Here is a 17,361-nt window from a genome sequence, read left to right on the forward strand (position 1 = left end):
TTATGGAGTTCCTAAATATCCGTTGAAAGAGAAGATGTTCGGTATCTTTGAACATCGGGTATTGGAACCTTTCCACTCCATCTTCCGTGGTTTTGATGATTGTTTCTATGTGCCGCATAGCCGTCATACAGAAGTACGCAGGGAAGACATTCTGAAAGTTCCGGAACTGACGTTGCTTTCCGAATCGGAAGATGCCGGTGTCTATATGGCAATGGCACGGGGCGGTCGTGAATTCTTTGTCACGGGACACTCCGAATATTCTCCGCTGACACTGGACACGGAATACCGTCGCGATCTCGATAAAGGCTTGCCGATAGAGATGCCCCGCAATTATTATATAGACAATGATCCTGAAAAAGGCCCGTTGGTACGTTGGCGTGCTCATGCCAATTTGTTGTTCTCCAATTGGCTGAACTACTTCGTTTATCAGGAAACACCTTACAACATCAACGATATTCAATGATAAAGCAGCGTAAAATAGAACTTCTCGCTCCGGCGAAAAATCTGGAATGTGGCATTGAAGCTATCAATCATGGGGCAGATGCTGTATATATCGGTGCTCCGAAGTTCGGTGCCCGTGCGGCGGCTGTGAACTCATTGGAAGATATTGAAGCATTGGTGCAGCATGCCCATTTGTATCATGCACGTATTTATGTCACGGTCAATACGATTCTGAAAGAAGAAGAGTTGAAAGAGACGGAGGGGATGATTCATGCACTTTATCGGATTGGCGTAGACGCGCTGATTGTGCAGGACATGGGGATCACGAAGTTGAATCTTCCTCCGATACCGCTTCATGCCAGTACACAAATGGACAACCGTACACCGGAAAAAGTAAAATTCCTTTGGAAGGCGGGTTTCCGGCAAGTAGTCCTGGCGCGGGAACTATCGTTGCGTGAAATAAAAAAGATACACGAAAATTGTCCGGAAGTGCCTTTAGAGGTATTCGTACATGGGGCACTTTGTGTCAGCTATAGCGGGCAGTGCTACGTCAGCCAAGCCTGTTTCGGCCGTAGTGCCAACCGGGGGGAATGTGCGCAATTCTGCCGGTTACCTTTTAGTCTGGTAGACGCGGACGGGAAAGTGATTGTCAAAGACAAACATCTGCTTTCCCTGAAAGATATGAATCAAAGTGACGAACTGGAGCAATTGCTGGATGCCGGAGCTTCCTCGTTCAAGATAGAAGGGCGGCTGAAAGACGTTTCTTACGTGAAGAATGTAACGGCCGCTTATCGTCAAAAGCTGGATGCCATCTTTGCCCGTCGTCCGGAATATGTAAGGGCTTCTTCGGGTACGTGCAATTTCGAGTTTAAGCCGCAACTGGATAAGAGTTTCAGCCGTGGATTCACACATTATTTCCTGCATGGACGTGACAAAGAGATTTTCTCTTTCGACACTCCCAAGTCGTTGGGCGAGGAGATGGGGACTGTGAAGGAGATTCGCGGCAATTATCTGACGGTTGCGGGACTTAAATCCTTTAACAATGGAGACGGTGTTTGTTATATCGACGAACAGGGACGTTTACAGGGATTCCGCATCAACCGGGTGGACAGCAACAAACTATATCCACAGGAAATGCCTCGCATCAAGCCTCGTACCACATTATATCGTAATTTCGACCAGGAATTTGAACGAGTGCTTTCCCGTAAGTCTGCCGAAAGGAAAATCGCAGTGCGAATGTTGCTTGCCGACCATCATTCCGGTTTCTCTTTGACATTGACTGACGAAGATGATAATAGAGTCACAATCACCCTTCCACGTGAAAAAGAGCCGGCCCGGACTCCGCAGACGGACAACCTGAAAACGCAACTGTCCAAATTGGGGAATACGCCTTTCGAAGCAAAAGAAATAGAAATCTCTTTTACCGACAACTGGTTTCTGCCGGCTTCGGTATTAGCCGATTTCCGCCGGCAGGCAATCGACCGGTTAATAACTGCCCGTCGAATCAATTACCGTCAGGAATTGTCGGTATGGAAGTCAACCAATCATGCTTTTCCACAAACGACGCTAACCTATCTGGGAAATGTCATGAATACTCGTGCAGCCTCTTTCTATCAGGAGCATGGGGTTCAACAGGTAGCAGCGGCTTACGAAAAAGAAGCGGTGGAAGATGCGGTACTGATGTTCTGCAAACATTGTTTGCGTTACAGTATGGGATGGTGTCCCATCCATCAACGGGTACGTTCACCTTATAAAGAACCCTATTACCTGGTGTCAAATGACGGCAAACGTTTTCGTCTGGAATTTGATTGTAAGAATTGTCAAATGAAAGTAAAAGCGGCTCAATGAGAATCATTATTCACAATTTTCACCACAGTTTTCACCACAGAGGACGCAGAGGACGCAGAGGACACAGAGGATATAGTGGAGGTAACATCTTCACTCATTCTTCTGATACAGACTGTTTGAGTGTTTTTTGGAAAAAGTGTAGAAAGTTTTTCTCTTTACCTTCTTTCCCCTTTTTACCCTCTTTATCCTTTTTATCCTCTGTGTCCTCTGCGTCCTCTGTGGTGAAAATAGTGATGAAAACAGTGATGAACCTCCTACTATGTTTACTTTTGCTCTCATCTTGTTATTATAAAGCACCGGCTTTGGATTCGGAAGAACTGTCGAAGAAGACGAAAGACTCGTTGACTTACTTGTACGAACGGCATTATACATGGAATACAAACTTGGAAGTAGTCGATGATTCCATCTCTTTGGAATGTCTTCCGATAAAAGATACTTTTATTCAGTTGAATAAAGGGGATAGGGTAGTGGTGGCAGAGTTTGCGGTTCACCCTGCCGATAGTGTAGACAGTGTTTGGGTGAAGCTGGCTCATACACAGGATGAACAGGGCTGGGTACGTGAAAAAGAACTCAAGAAGTCATTTGTGCCGACTGATAGTATTTCGCAGGCCATTCATCTTTTCAGTGATACGCATGCTTCTTATTTCATTATCATCTTCGCTTTATTCGTCGGTGTATATCTGTTTCGCGCTTTTCGTCGAAAGCAGTTGCAGATGGTCTATTTTAATGATATAGATAGTGTTTATCCGTTATTTCTCTGTTTGTTGATGGCCTTCAGTGCAACGATTTACGAATCGATGCAGGTCTTTGTGCCGGAAACGTGGGAGCATTTTTATTTCAATCCTACTTTGTCGCCGTTCAAAGTTCCTTTTATTCTCTCTGTCTTCTTGTTGAGTATTTGGCTGTTTTTGATAGTCGCTTTGGCGGTGCTGGATGATTTGTTCCGACAGTTGACTCCCGCTGCAGCTATCTTTTATCTGCTGGGGTTGATGTCTTGTTGTATTTTCTGCTATTTCTTCTTTATCCTGATGACACATATTTATATCGGTTATCTGTTCCTTGCCTTTTTTATGCTGGTTTTTGCGAAGAAAGTCCATCGGAACATTGGGTATAAGTATCGTTGTGGGCGTTGTGGGGAAAAGTTGAAGCAAAAAGGTGTATGCCCCCATTGTGGAGCTATCAATGAGTAATTTTATTATCTGTTTTATTCTTGAATAACTTTTCAAATGATGGAAATCAGATCTACCGAAATAAAAGATCTCCCTTTAGTGATGGAGATTTATGACTATGCCCGTGCCTTTATGCGTGCAACCGGAAATACTACTCAATGGATTGACGGTTATCCTTCTGAAGTATTGATTCGTCAGGAAATTGAAGATGGACATAGCTTTGTCTGCATAGATGAACAGGGAGAAATTTTGGGGACTTTTTGTTTTATCTTGGGAGACGACCCTACTTATCAACAGATTTATGAAGGAACATGGCTCAATAATGAACCTTATGGAGTGATTCATCGGCTGGCAACGAACGGAAAACAGAAGGGGGTATCGGAAACCTGCTTGAACTGGTGTTTCGAACGTTGGCCCAATCTCCGGGTAGATACTCATCGGGACAATAAAGTCATGCAGCATATATTGACGAAGTATGGCTTTCAACGTTGTGGTATCATTTATGTAAAGAACGGTACAGAGCGTATCGCTTATCAAATGACGCGTGTACCTGATGGAACAGAGAAACTTGCTTGATTGTGGTGGAGTGTAGTTGAAGTGTATTAGATGTAGACAAGATAATCTTAGATATAAGCAAACCAATAGGAAACTGTAGGTAAAGTAATGCCAGGACACCGGTATAGTTCCGTTAAGATGCCGGTATAGTTGTGTGAAGGTACCGCTATCTTTACCTTCCCACGGCCGTGGTGACTTCTTCCCACAGCCGTGACGAGATCTCTCCACGGCCGTGAAGAGAAGCTACCACAGCCATGGAAAGGTAAAGATAGCGTAAGGGTTAAGAGAACAATGCCTATTGGATTAATTAAGTATAACGGCTTTATAATGCATACTTCATAGAGGCATACGTTCTTCTATCACGTATTTTATGCCATCGATCTATAAGAGACAGGCTGACAATAAAAGTCCGAATCTTTTATTGTCAGCCTGTTTTTGGGTTATTGTCAGCACTTATTGTCAGGTGTCAATGGATTGATAATCATTGTTCTATATGGATAAAATCTTTAGCTGACAATAAAATGACTAAATAATATCTCTATGAGTGAAAATGATTAGAACCGGCAGCGGAGATCTACTCCAAATTGCATTGGGCGTCCTTTTTGCATAAAACCTTTGTTCATTGTTTCGAAATAGAAGGCGGCATATTCTTTATTCAAGAAGTTGCGTGCCCAGAAACTAATCATTGCGTCACCGATTTCCAGATTCGTTCTCCAGTTGAGTGTGCCATAGAAAGATTGGCTGACATCGTTTTGTTCAGTCCAGTAGATGCGTCCGGCAGCGTTATAATTAGCTTGGAATACAACCCGGTCGAAGATAGAGCGCGGACTGCAGGTGATGGCGTATTCTCCTCCGATATTCAGGGTATGTTTGGGAACAAAGGGAACATATTTGCCATTATAATCTGCAGTTACTTTAAAAGTGCCGTCTTTTTGCTCTTCGGTGATTACATAATCCGTAAAGGTGGCATACGTATATCCGTAACTGACGTTCAGGCTAAGTTCTTTTGTCACACTGGCACGAAGGGCTGCTTCTGCACCATAGCTACGGCTTTTTCCTGCATTGATAGTGATACGTCCCAGACCACTTTCCGCAAATTGGGAGAGTTGTTGGTCGCGGGTATCCATATAGAATGCTGCGACGTCGGCCCAAAGTCTGCCTTCCCATAAAGTAAGGTGGCTACCTGCTTCGTAGTTCCACGAATATTCGGGTTTGTAAGTAGTGGATGCTTTTACATCAATCTCTTTTGTAGGCACCATTTGGTCCATCATTTTAATAATGGTTGTTCCCCAGGTGGGGTCTTGCCCTATTGTCGGACTTTCTTTGATGGCATTCATCATCGAATTTTTCAATTCTGTTTGTGATAAGTCAGAGAACATTTGGATGTTATATCCTCCCGAACGATATCCCCGGGTGACGGTGGCATAAACGTTATTTTGATTCTTCCATTCATATTGAATAGCAAATTTGGGTAGAAGCTGTACATAATCAGTAGAGAGCTTGCCAACGAAAGAGGCCGGGGCTTTCATATTCTGATCGGACAGGTTGATTTGGGTGGGGCCCATTGCCATGTGAAAATCAAAACCAAAGTCGATAGGAGTGCTAAGAGAATTATACTTCATACTGATTTTCTCGTAATCGAGCCGGAGGCCGGCTGTAACGGACAGTCCTTCTATGAACAAGTTGTTGAAAGTAGACTGATGATAAAGTGCACCGCTAAGAGTCGGGGTATCGAAAGTTCCTCCTACGCTTAATGACGGGTTATGTACGGTCATTCCCATGGTGGGAGCTCCGGGTTTGGCAGATACTTCTTCAAAAGCTGCATTGGCGTTGTTTTCAATGACCGACTTCACTCCTTCTTCTTTAAACAGAACAGGACCTGTAGTATGCAGCCATTGATAGAATCCGAAAGCTCCCGTAGCCCACTGCCATCTTTTTCCGGGTTTGGCTTTCAACACAATCTCTTCGGAAATGGTGTTTGCACGTTGCTTTTGCTCAATATTGAAAATATCTCTTTCTGTGAAATCCTGATCGAGAAACATGCGGTCGTTCAGGTTCTGATAACCTGTCACGGCACTTAATATAAAGTTGTTGGCTTGATATTCGATGTTAACACCGGAGTTGAGCAATCCACGGCGGTAACTGCTGCGGTCGTTATATGAAATCTTACCGATATAATCTGCCCGGTCTTCTGTCATTTCTTTACCATTTTCTTTCGCTTTAGCTATCGCACTGGGGGTAATCCCGGTATAGTAATACGGATATCCGCCCTGATCGCTATATTCATAGCTAAGGGCCATATCTATTTTCAGGTTCGAACTAGGCAGGTAAATACCACGGAAACGTCCGCCACCGGCATTGCTCTTGTCTACCTTTTCGTTGTTTCTTGCCGAATTTTCAAAGAAGCCACCTGTGTGTTCGTAGAAACCTCCGGTAGAAAAAGCGAAGCGGTCGGATGTCCGGTGATAGTGGGTGAGTGACACATTATAATTATTGTAGGTCGCTGCTCCCATGCGGATATCAGTACCTTGATAAGTGAAAGGCGATTTTGTGTGCACTTTGATAAGTCCTCCCATCGTATTACGTCCGTAGAGAGTACCTTGTGGTCCTCGGAGAATGTCAATACGTTCGATATCAGCATAGTTGAAGTCGAAAGCGGATTTGTCGATATAAGGGATGTTGTCTACGTAAAGTCCTACGGACGGAGTGTTGATACGTGAGCCGATTCCGCGGATATAAATGGAAGTGGTCAGTTTGGAACCATAATCGGGGATAAACAGATTAGGGACGATGCCTGTCAGGTTTTTCACAGAGTTCACCTGATTGGCGCGCATATTATCTTGCGATAAAACAGTGGCTGCCACCGGTAATTCACGCAACTTACGATTCTCTTTCGGAGTGGCAATCACTACCACTTCTTCGATGTCTACTATTTTTAGTGAGTCTTTCGGGAAATCTTCCGCCCATGCTGTACCTGTCGTCAGGAGCGTGAGGGCAATCATAATATTCTTTGTCTTCATCTGCTGTTAATTTATCTGGTGCAAAGTAACGGCAAATATAGATGACGGTCAATCCTCATTTATTAGGATTATGACTTATTTTTTAAGAGGTCAGATTCGGTCAGCTTCGATATATCCGTTCATTACAGCATAAATAGTCAGCCCGGAGACGGACTTAATGCCTAATTTCTCCGTGATATTTTTTCGGTGAGTGATAACGGTAGTCAGGCTGATATTCAGTTTATCTGCTATTTCTTTGTTGATTAATCCTTTGGTTATCAGTACGAGCACTTCTATTTCACGGGCGGATAGAATTTCCTGATGAGGCTGCATCGGAGGCATGGGTGGCATATCTTTTACCGGATAACCGTCATGGTGAGCATGTTGGTGAAGTTTCAATATGTTTTTCACCAGCTCTTCTTCGGATTCGTGAATGTTGAGTACAGGTACGCCGGACAGTTGGAATTGCGGACTGTCGCTTGCCAATACAATCGTTTTTCGTTTCCGGGGGAGAAAGAAAGCATTGTGCTCCACGTAAATCTGTGCGGAAATGAAATAGTGGGCATACATATCGGGAGTATCGTCCATCAGTTCGCTGAAGTGATGAAAAGTCCGTATGGTTGCCATAGGAATCATTTCCTCCAGGATTCCTTTCAGACCGAGACAGGTCAATGTATTGGCTTCTACGATTGCTATTTCGGGTTGATAATTCATTTTAGTGTAAGTTTAATTAATGATTGAAATAGTTGGCTGCTGCTTCTGCACATCGTTCGCCGTCCACCCCGGCAGACACAATTCCTCCGGCATAGCCTGCGCCTTCTCCGCAAGGAAATAATCCGCGAACGGTGACATGTTGTAGAGTATCCTTATCGCGTATGATACGAACGGGGGAAGAAGTTCGTGTTTCCACACCAATCATTACTGCCTCATTTGTCAGGAATCCGTGACTGCTTCGTCCGAATTGTTGGAAACCAAGAGATAGCCTTTTGCTAATAAATGATGGCATCCAGAAATGAAGTGGAGACGAAATCAATCCCGGACTATAGGATGACTCGGGCAGATCGTAACTCAATTTCTTGCGGGTAAAATCCAGCATGCGTTGTGCCGGAGCAGTCTGTCGTCTGCCTCCCTGCAACCAGCATTGACGTTCCAATTCCTCTTGAAAGTGAAGAACAGATAGTAACTGTGAATTAATCTCTGAAAGTTGTGAACTTTTCAAATTCGGGTTTAGTGCCATCAGCTGTTCATCTTGTTGCGCAGCCAATTCTTTATTCCTCATTTTTAATTCTTCATTTCCCAAATCTTCCGGTTGAATTTCCACTACCATTCCCGAATTACTCCACCGTGACCCACGGTTGGCAGGAGACATGCCGTTTACTACCACTTGTTCCGGTCCGCTGGCGGCAGGAACGATGAAACCTCCGGGACACATACAGAAACTATATACTCCTCTGCCTTCTGCCTGTGTTACAAAGCTGTATTCAGCAGCGGGCAGGTATTTGCCCCGTCCATTCTTATTATGGTATTGTATTTGATCGATCAACATTGCCGGATGCTCCAAACGGACACCGACTGCAATGCCTTTCGCTTCAATCGCCACATGATTCGCAGCCAGCCAACGATATACATCTCTCGCCGAATGTCCGGTTGCCAGTATCACGGGTCCGAGAAAAGTCTTTCTTGTATTTGTTTCGATACCTTTGACTTCATCGTTCTCAATAATCAATGCATCCATTCGTATCTGGAAATGTACTTCTCCGCCACATTCGATAATGGTGTTCCGCATATTTTCAATGACACGTGGCAATTTGTCTGTTCCGATATGCGGATGCGCATCCACCAATATCGAAGTTGAAGCTCCATGCTGGCAAAATACGTTCAGAATCTTATCTACATTTCCTCTCTTCTTGCTCCGGGTATAGAGTTTCCCATCCGAGTAAGCTCCTGCACCTCCTTCTCCGAAACTGTAATTCGATTCTGGATCAACAGTGTGTTCCCTGCTGATTTGTGCCAGGTCTTTTTTACGTTCGCGCACGTCTTTTCCACGTTCGATGACGATAGGGCGTAATCCAAGTTCAACAAGGCGTAATGCAGCGAATAATCCGCCGGGACCTGCGCCAACGACAATCACTTGCGGTTTTCCTTCTACATTATTATATATAGTACGTTCGTACTCATCTTCTTGCGGCATTTCCTTGATGTATGCCCTTACCTTCAGATTGACGAAGATAGTCCGCTGGCGTGCATCAATACTCCGTTTCAAGATTCGGGTAGCGGTGATGTCACGTAAATTCAGACCTTTTTCTTTAGAAAGATATTCCTTTAATTTCTGTTCGTTTGCTGCGATTTCGGGAAGTATACGGAGTTGGTATTCTTGTGTCATTTAGTTATTATTGATATTGTTTTCGATTATCCAATTAGAAAAACGGGCTATTTATGCATCAGTGTCTTATCCGAATAAAGCCCTGAACGCCTCTTCTACTTTTCTCACCGGTACTAATTCTATCTTCAGTTTTTGGGTATCGATCCCTTGCAAGTTATATTTAGGTAGCAAGAAACGTTTGAAACCTAACTTTTCAGCTTCACCGATACGCTGTTCAATTCGATTCACAGGACGTATCTCTCCCGACAATCCGATTTCTCCCGCCATGCAAACTTCCGGCTCAATGGCTGCATCCATATTGGAAGAAAGGATTGCACTGATAACCGGCAGATCGATAGCCGGATCATTCACTTTCAATCCTCCGGCAATATTCAGGAACACATCTTTCTGTGCCAACTTAAATCCCACCCGCTTTTCGAGAACAGCTAGCAGCATATTCATTCTTCTCAAATCGAAACCGGTTGCCGAACGTTGCGGATTTCCGTAGACTGCAGAGCTTACCAAAGCCTGTGTCTCAATCAAAAACGGGCGAATCCCCTCAATGGCGGAGGCAATGGCTACCCCGCTCATCCCTTCATGATCCTGACTTAGCAAAAGTTCGGAAGGATTACTCACTTGGCGCAACCCATCCTGACGCATTTCATAAATACCTAATTCTGCCGTACTACCGAAACGATTCTTGATACTGCGTAGAATACGATACATATAATGTTGGTCGCCCTCAAATTGAAGAACAGTATCTACGATATGTTCCAGCACTTTAGGTCCTGCAATACTTCCTTCCTTATTAATATGTCCGATCAGCAATACAGGCGTATGCGTTTCTTTCGCAAAACGAAGAATAGACGCCGAACACTCTCTGACTTGCGCTATACTTCCGGGAGACGATTCGATACTTTCGGTGGAAATAGTCTGTATAGAGTCGATAATCACTAAATCGGGATTCGTATTCTTGATATGCACATAAATCTGTTCGAGTGAAGTCTCGCAAACGATGAGGCAATCGCTGGAAGTGTCAGAGAGACGGTCAGCACGAAGTTTCAGCTGTCGTGCACTCTCTTCACCGGATACATAAAGAATCTTCTTTTCCGGCATGTGCAGTACGGTCTGCATGACGAGCGTCGATTTACCGATTCCCGGTTCGCCGCCTATCAGGACAAGAGAACCCTGTACAAGTCCGCCTCCCAATACACGATTCAGTTCATCATCGTGCATATTGATACGTGGCTCGTCGTCTGCCTCTATATCGCTAAGTGCCAGTGGCTTGGGCTTTTGTGTTTCAATGCCCGACACCGGACGGCGGTTAGTGGGTTCTTTCCGTACGATTTCTTCAACATACGTATTCCATTCTCCACACGACGGACATTTACCCACCCATTTGGGTGAATCCTGTCCGCAATTACTGCATACATATACGGTTTTCTCTTTTGCCATCGAAATTCCTTTCTTCTTGTAGGGTACAAAAATAGGGATAATTTATTAGAAATAAGTTATCCCTGCCTAATAGAAATAGATGAAGCCTACAGAGTTATCTCTCCCGCTATCGAACGGTTCATCCGGTCGCGTACCTCATCCGGGGTATATCCATGTCCCAGTAAGAACATTAATTTAGTGACTGCCGATTCCGTTGTACTGTCATATCCGGAGACAACGCCTGCCTGCAATAACTGGTATCCCGTTTCGTAACGTTCCATTTCTACCATTCCTGCGCTGCATTGTGTTACGTTGACAATCACAATTCCACGTTCACTGGCCTGACAGAGCCGGCGTATAAACCATTCCTTTCGGGGAGCATTCCCCGAACCGTATGTTTCGAGCACAACCGCCTTTAAACCTTCAATCCCCAGAATGGTGGCAATTACATTTTCCTGGATGCCCGGAAAGAGCTTCAGTACCACTACATTGGTATCCAGCAAATAGTGCGGTTTCAATTCCCGTTCTTCACCATTTCCGTGAATTTGTACATTATTATATTTAATATGGATTCCCGCTTCCGCCAATACCGGATAATTGAAAGAACGGAATGCATTGAAGTTTTCTGCATTCATCTTTGTCGTACGGTTTCCCCGCATCAGGTGATTTTCAAAGAAGATGCATACTTCGGGCACCAGTGTCCTTCCTTCCTTGTTTTGTGCAATGGCAATCTCGATACTGGTCATCAGATTTTCCTTTCCGTCCGTGCGGAGTACGCCGATGGGAAGCTGTGAGCCTGTGAGAATGACGGGTTTGTCCAGTCCTTCCAGCATAAAACTTAGGGCGGAAGCGGTATAAGCCATCGTGTCCGTTCCGTGCAGGATGACGAAGCCGTGGTAACGATTGTAGTTGTCATGAATAATGCGTACCAGCTTCCGCCACATATCCGGTTCCATGTCCGACGAATCCATCGGAGGATCAAACTGATAGGTGTCAATTGGAAAATTGAACTTTTGCAGTTCGGGGATATACTTTTGCAGTTGCTCGAAGTTAAAGTTCTCCAGAGCACCTGTCGCGGCATTCTCAATCATACCAATTGTTCCACCGGTGTATATTAACAATACGGAAGTATTTAATGGGCTCATAAGCTGATTTTGTGCGATTGTTTTCGCAAATATAATAATAGATTTGATAAATAAGTAACAAAATGTCATAAAAGTGAAGGCGGATGACCGGATAAAGCGCAGGCGAAAGATTCTTTTTATCAGAAAAAAACCGAAAAAAGTGATAGATTGAACGTTTTTATTATTACTTTTGCGACACTTATCAAAAACAAGAGTAGAAACAAGGACTATGATGAAGTACTATCCACATACAGTCACATCCATGTGTACCATGACCCTTAGGGGTTAATGGATAGTTTTTGTGTATCTACGTGATTCACGCTTGTATAAGCAGGCAAAATTCAAATTCAATTTTATTCGTAAACAACCAATCGTTCTGTAAAAAGCAAACTGCAGGACATTGCATTTAAATAAGTATCTTCATGAAAGTAATGAAATTCGGCGGAACATCCGTAGGTTCCGTGAACAGCATTTTAAGCGTAAAGAGAATTGTAGAGTCGGCAAATGAGCCGGTAATTGTAGTTGTTTCCGCATTGGGAGGCATCACTGACAAATTGATAAATACATCGAAGATGGCGGCAGTGGGAGATTCAGCCTATGAGGGTGAGTTCCGCGAAATCGTTTACCGTCATGTGGAGATGATTAAGGAGGTGATTCCTGCCGGAGAAAAGCAAGTATCGTTGCAACGTCAGATTGGCGAACTACTGAACGAATTGAAGGATATCTTTCAGGGAATTTACCTGATTAAAGACCTTTCCCCGAAGACTTCGGATACAATCGTCAGCTATGGTGAACGCCTTTCATCGATCATCGTCACTGCACTGATTGAGGGAGCAAAATGGTTCGATTCGCGCACTTTTATCAAGACGGAAAGAAAGCATAGCAAGCACACGCTGGATACCGAATTGACTAATAAACTGGTGAAAGAGGCTTTCCAGTCTATTCCTAAAGTAGCGCTGGTGCCGGGATTCATCTCTTCGGATAAAACGACAGGGGATGTAACAAACCTCGGACGCGGTGGCTCGGACTATACGGCTGCCATTGTTGCTGCGGCGCTAGATGCGACAAGTCTGGAAATCTGGACGGACGTAGACGGATTTATGACGGCTGATCCGCGTGTCATTTCGACTGCTTATACGATTACGGAATTGAGTTACGTAGAAGCGACCGAACTTTGTAACTTCGGCGCAAAGGTGGTTTATCCGCCGACTATCTATCCCGTATGTCACAAGAATATTCCTATTATAATAAAGAATACATTCAACCCGGATGGAGTGGGAACGGTTATCAAACAAGAAGTTTCCAACCCGCAGAGCAAGGCTATCAAGGGGATTTCCTCCATCAACGACACAAGTCTGATTACTGTTCAGGGTCTTGGTATGGTAGGTGTGATCGGTGTAAACTACCGCATTTTTAAAGCATTGGCAAAGAATGGAATCAGCGTGTTCCTCGTCTCACAGGCTTCATCGGAAAACAGTACTTCTATCGGTGTGCGTAATGCCGATGCCGACCTGGCTTGTGAAGTGCTGAACGAAGAATTTGCGAAAGAAATAGAGATGGGGGAGATTTCTCCGATTTTGGCGGAAAGAAATCTGGCAACAGTGGCTATTGTAGGTGAGAATATGAAACATACACCGGGTATCGCAGGTAAACTTTTCGGTACACTGGGACGTAATGGTATCAACGTTATCGCTTGTGCACAGGGAGCTTCGGAAACTAATATCTCTTTTGTGGTCGATTCCAAATCCTTGCGTAAATCATTGAACGTAATCCACGACTCTTTCTTCCTCTCCGAATATCAGGTATTGAACCTCTTTATCTGTGGTGTCGGTACGGTAGGGGGTAGTCTGGTAGAACAGATTCGTTGCCAGCAACAAAAGCTGATGATGGAAAACGGACTGAAACTCCATGTAGTAGGCATCATTGATGCAGCCAAGGCAATGTTCAGCCGTGAAGGTTTCGACCTCGCCAACTTCCGTGAAGAACTGTTGGAAAAGGGTAAGGACAGCAGCTTGCAAACCATCCGCGACGAGATTATCGGAATGAATATCTTTAATTCTGTATTTGTAGACTGTACGGCCAGCGCTGACATCGCATCGCTTTACAAAGATTTCCTGCAACACAATATCTCTGTGGTAGCAGCCAATAAGATTGCGGCTTCTTCCGCTTATGAAAACTATCGTGAACTGAAAACGATTGCCCGCCAACGGGGTGTGAAGTATCTGTTCGAAACAAACGTAGGTGCAGGTCTTCCGATCATCAATACAATTAATGACCTGATTCATAGCGGTGACAAGATTCTGAAGATTGAAGCGGTGCTTTCCGGTACACTGAACTATATATTTAATAAAATCAGCGCCGATATTCCTTTCAGCCGTACCATCAAAATGGCACAGGAAGAACGCTACTCTGAACCGGACCCACGTATTGACTTGAGTGGAAAAGATGTGATCCGTAAACTGGTGATTCTGGCACGTGAAGCCGGATACCGTCTGGAACAGGAAGATGTTGAAAAGAACCTCTTTGTTCCGAATGACTTCTTCGAAGGTTCTCTGGAAGATTTCTGGAAACGTGTTCCAAGTCTCGACGCAGACTTTGAAGCCCGTCGCCAGGTATTGGAAAAAGAAAACAAGCACTGGCGTTTCGTCGCCAAACTGGAGAATGGAAAAGCCTCCGTCGGCCTGCAGGAAGTAGGAGCCAACCATCCGTTCTACGGCTTGGAAGGCAGCAACAATATTATCCTGCTCACTACGGAACGCTATAAAGAATATCCGATGATGATTCAAGGATACGGTGCCGGTGCCGGCGTAACGGCTGCCGGAGTATTTGCCGACATCATGAGCATCGCAAATGTTTAAACGCCTTATGAAACATATTATCATATTGGGAGACGGAATGGCCGATTGGCCAGTGAAGTCATTAGGGGACAAGACGCTCCTGCAATATGCAAAGACGCCTTATATGGATAAGCTAGCTCGCATGGGACGTAACGGCCGCCTGATTACTGTGGCGGAAGGTTTCCATCCGGGTAGTGAAGTTGCCAATATGTCCGTGTTGGGATATAATTTGCCAAAGGTATATGAAGGTCGCGGACCGCTGGAAGCTGCCAGTATTGGTGTGGATCTGAAACCGGGTGAGATGGCAATGCGCTGTAATTTGATTTGTGTGGAAGGAGATATTCTGAAGAATCACTCCTCCGGACATATATCTACGGAAGAAGCAGATGTATTGATTCAATATTTGCAAGAAAAACTGGGCAATGACCGCGTACGCTTTCATACAGGAGTTCAGTACCGCCATCTATTGGTTATCAAGGGAGGTAATAAAGAACTGGATTGTACACCTCCGCATGATGTACCTTTGAAACCTTTCCGTCCATTGATGGTGAAACCATTGGTTCCGGAAGCACAAGAAACGGCAGATCTGATTAACGACCTGATTCTGAAATCACAGGAACTGCTGAAAGATCATCCATTGAATCTGAAACGTATGGCAGAAGGTAAAGATCCTGCGAACAGTATTTGGCCCTGGAGCCCCGGTTACCGTCCGCAGATGCCTACTTTCTCCGAGACTTTCCCACAGGTAAAGAAAGGAGTAGTCATCTCGGCTGTCGATCTGATAAACGGAATCGGTTATTATGCTGATTTACGTCGCATCGCAGTAGAGGGAGCAACCGGACTTTATAATACGAACTATGAAAACAAAGTGACCGCTGCCTTGGAAGCATTGAAGACGGATGATTTTGTTTATCTGCATATCGAAGCCAGTGATGAGGCCGGACACGAAGGAGACATCGACTTGAAACTTCTCACTATCGAGAATCTTGATAAACGTGCCGTAGGTCCTATTTATGAAGCAGTGAAAGATTGGGACGAACCGGTAGCCATTGCTGTATTGCCCGATCATCCTACTCCCTGTGAGCTTCGTACTCATACATCTGATCCCATTCCGTTTCTTATCTGGTATCCGGGTATCGAGCCGGACGAGGTGCAGACGTATGATGAAATAGCCGCTTGCAACGGTAGTTACGGACTTCTGAAAGAAGACGAGTTTATAAAAGAATTCATGAAATAAGTCACCACAGATTATGAAATATTATAGTACGAATAAACAAGCACCTGTTGCCTCACTGCAAGAAGCGGTGGTAAAAGGGCTTGCTGCCGACAAAGGGCTGTTTATGCCTATGTCTATCAAACCTCTTCCACAGGACTTTTACGATACGATTGATAGTTTATCCTTTCAGGAAATTGCTTATCGCGTAGCCGATGCTTTCTTCGGTGAGGATATTCCTGCCGATACGCTGAAACAGATTGTATATGATACATTAAGTTTCGATGTACCTTTGTTTAAGGTGGCAGATAACATCTATTCACTTGAACTTTTCCACGGACCGACGTTAGCATTTAAAGATGTAGGCGGTCGTTTCATGGCGCGTCTTTTGGGATACTTCATTAAAAAAGAAGGACAAAAGAATGTCAATGTATTGGTAGCTACTTCCGGTGATACGGGAAGTGCTGTTGCCAACGGCTTTCTGGGTGTGGAAGGTATTCATGTGTATGTGCTTTATCCGAAAGGAAAAGTGAGCGAAATACAGGAGAAGCAATTCACTACGCTCGGACAGAATATTACTGCGCTTGAAGTGGACGGAACATTTGATGATTGTCAGGCATTGGTGAAATCTGCTTTCATGGATAAAGAATTGAATGAACACCTTTCGTTGACTTCTGCCAACTCCATCAATGTAGCCCGTTTCTTGCCGCAGGCATTCTATTATTTCTATGCTTATGCACAATTGAAACGTGCCGGAAAAGCTGATAATGCTGTAATCTGTGTACCTAGTGGAAACTTCGGAAATATCACCGCCGGATTGTTTGGCAAGAAGATGGGTTTACCCGTGAAGCGTTTCATTGCTGCTAATAACCGCAACGATATTTTCTATCAATATCTGCAGACAGGTAAATATAATCCCCGTCCGTCTATCGCAACGATTGCTAATGCTATGGACGTAGGCGATCCGAGTAACTTTGCCCGCGTACTCGATTTATATAGTGGTTCACATGCTGATATCTCTGCCGAGATTTCAGGAACAACTTATACCGATGAGCAAATCCGCGAAACGGTGAAGGAAACCTGGAAAGAACATCATTATCTCCTTGATCCTCATGGTGCTTGTGGATATCGTGCGTTGGTAGAAGGCTTGAAAGAGGGAGAAACAGGTGTATTCCTTGAAACGGCTCATCCTGCTAAGTTCCTCGAAACAGTGGAAAGCATTATTGGAGAAGCGGTAGAAATCCCTGCCAAATTGCAGGAATTTATGAAAGGCGAGAAAAAAAGCCTTCAAATGACAAAAGACTTTGCGGACTTCAAGAAGTATTTGTTGACGCTTTAATCCTCTTCTTCCTATGAATGAATTTGTGCCACCTTGTTGG

Annotated in this window: 12 protein-coding genes; 7 read left to right on the plus strand and 5 right to left on the minus strand. The window is 44.4% G+C overall.

Translation table 11 applies throughout. The features are described from left to right. From BSCG_RS02575 to BSCG_RS02560, 4 genes are all read left to right on the plus strand, one after another. A partial coding sequence (locus BSCG_RS02575) for a homoserine O-acetyltransferase/O-succinyltransferase family protein (protein ID WP_032849821.1) occupies positions 1 to 463 on the plus strand: 463 nt, incomplete at its 5' end. Further along, positions 460 to 2,289: a peptidase U32 family protein gene (locus tag BSCG_RS02570; protein WP_008777367.1), complete on the plus strand. Its 1,830-nt coding sequence runs from the start codon at positions 460 to 462 to the stop codon at positions 2,287 to 2,289. The genes BSCG_RS02575 and BSCG_RS02570, both read left to right, overlap by 4 nt. After that, positions 2,286 to 3,479, plus strand: coding sequence for a zinc ribbon domain-containing protein (locus BSCG_RS02565; protein WP_175285339.1), 1,194 nt, complete (start codon positions 2,286 to 2,288; stop codon positions 3,477 to 3,479). The genes BSCG_RS02570 and BSCG_RS02565 overlap by 4 nt, the downstream gene beginning before the upstream one ends. A gap of 36 nt (positions 3,480 to 3,515) precedes the next feature. Continuing rightward, positions 3,516 to 4,034 carry a GNAT family N-acetyltransferase gene (locus BSCG_RS02560; protein ID WP_015531319.1) on the plus strand — a complete coding sequence of 173 codons (519 nt, stop codon included), beginning with the start codon at positions 3,516 to 3,518 and terminating at the stop codon, positions 4,032 to 4,034. A gap of 533 nt (positions 4,035 to 4,567) precedes the next feature. Here the strand turns inward: BSCG_RS02560 and BSCG_RS02555 are convergent. From BSCG_RS02555 to BSCG_RS02535, 5 genes are all read right to left on the minus strand, one after another. Then, on the minus strand, positions 4,568 to 7,033 hold the full coding sequence (locus BSCG_RS02555) for a TonB-dependent receptor (protein ID WP_032849824.1): 2,466 nt from the start codon (positions 7,031 to 7,033) through the stop codon (positions 4,568 to 4,570). Between the two features lie 90 nt (positions 7,034 to 7,123). Beyond that, complete coding sequence (locus BSCG_RS02550; RefSeq protein WP_004306407.1) at positions 7,124 to 7,726, minus strand: response regulator transcription factor; 603 nt, start codon at positions 7,724 to 7,726, stop codon at positions 7,124 to 7,126. A gap of 16 nt (positions 7,727 to 7,742) precedes the next feature. After that, the gene (locus tag BSCG_RS02545; RefSeq protein WP_008777371.1) at positions 7,743 to 9,395 is read right to left on the minus strand and encodes an NAD(P)/FAD-dependent oxidoreductase; all 1,653 of its coding nucleotides are present in this window, start codon (positions 9,393 to 9,395) and stop codon (positions 7,743 to 7,745) included. A gap of 66 nt (positions 9,396 to 9,461) precedes the next feature. Continuing rightward, entirely contained in the window at positions 9,462 to 10,829 is a 1,368-nt protein-coding gene (gene radA / locus BSCG_RS02540) for a DNA repair protein RadA (RefSeq protein ID WP_008777372.1), read from the minus strand. Positions 10,830 to 10,915: 86 nt separating this feature from the next. After that, a complete protein-coding gene (locus BSCG_RS02535; RefSeq protein WP_008777373.1) occupies positions 10,916 to 11,953 on the minus strand; it encodes an asparaginase in 1,038 nt (345 codons plus the stop codon). Between the two features lie 401 nt (positions 11,954 to 12,354). On the opposite strand from BSCG_RS02535, the gene thrA reads away from it, so the two are divergent. The 3 genes from thrA to thrC are packed head-to-tail and all read left to right on the plus strand — an operon-like array spanning position 12,355 to position 17,321. Next, positions 12,355 to 14,790: a bifunctional aspartate kinase/homoserine dehydrogenase I gene (gene thrA / locus BSCG_RS02530; protein WP_008649997.1), complete on the plus strand. Its 2,436-nt coding sequence runs from the start codon at positions 12,355 to 12,357 to the stop codon at positions 14,788 to 14,790. A 7-nt stretch (positions 14,791 to 14,797) separates the two neighbouring features. Beyond that, positions 14,798 to 16,006, plus strand: coding sequence for a cofactor-independent phosphoglycerate mutase (locus BSCG_RS02525; protein ID WP_004309068.1), 1,209 nt, complete (start codon positions 14,798 to 14,800; stop codon positions 16,004 to 16,006). 13 nt (positions 16,007 to 16,019) lie between these two features. Next, positions 16,020 to 17,321, plus strand: coding sequence for a threonine synthase (thrC, locus tag BSCG_RS02520; protein ID WP_008777374.1), 1,302 nt, complete (start codon positions 16,020 to 16,022; stop codon positions 17,319 to 17,321). Positions 17,322 to 17,361 lie beyond the last annotated feature (40 nt).

Origin of the sequence: Bacteroides sp. 2_2_4, assembly GCF_000157055.1 — a bacterium.
GTDB lineage: Bacteria > Bacteroidota > Bacteroidia > Bacteroidales > Bacteroidaceae > Bacteroides > Bacteroides ovatus.

Coding starts and splice junctions, on each gene's coding strand:
- BSCG_RS02570 (WP_008777367.1), top strand. CDS start 460: ATGATAAAGCAGCGTAAAATAGAACTTCTCGCTCCGGCGAAAAATCTG.
- BSCG_RS02550 (WP_004306407.1), bottom strand. CDS start 7,726: ATGAATTATCAACCCGAAATAGCAATCGTAGAAGCCAATACATTGACC.
- radA (WP_008777372.1), bottom strand. CDS start 10,829: ATGGCAAAAGAGAAAACCGTATATGTATGCAGTAATTGCGGACAGGAT.
- thrA (WP_008649997.1), top strand. CDS start 12,355: ATGAAAGTAATGAAATTCGGCGGAACATCCGTAGGTTCCGTGAACAGC.
- BSCG_RS02525 (WP_004309068.1), top strand. CDS start 14,798: ATGAAACATATTATCATATTGGGAGACGGAATGGCCGATTGGCCAGTG.
- BSCG_RS02560 (WP_015531319.1), top strand. CDS start 3,516: ATGATGGAAATCAGATCTACCGAAATAAAAGATCTCCCTTTAGTGATG.
- thrC (WP_008777374.1), top strand. CDS start 16,020: ATGAAATATTATAGTACGAATAAACAAGCACCTGTTGCCTCACTGCAA.
- BSCG_RS02535 (WP_008777373.1), bottom strand. CDS start 11,953: ATGAGCCCATTAAATACTTCCGTATTGTTAATATACACCGGTGGAACA.
- BSCG_RS02555 (WP_032849824.1), bottom strand. CDS start 7,033: ATGAAGACAAAGAATATTATGATTGCCCTCACGCTCCTGACGACAGGT.
- BSCG_RS02565 (WP_175285339.1), top strand. CDS start 2,286: ATGAGAATCATTATTCACAATTTTCACCACAGTTTTCACCACAGAGGA.
- BSCG_RS02545 (WP_008777371.1), bottom strand. CDS start 9,395: ATGACACAAGAATACCAACTCCGTATACTTCCCGAAATCGCAGCAAAC.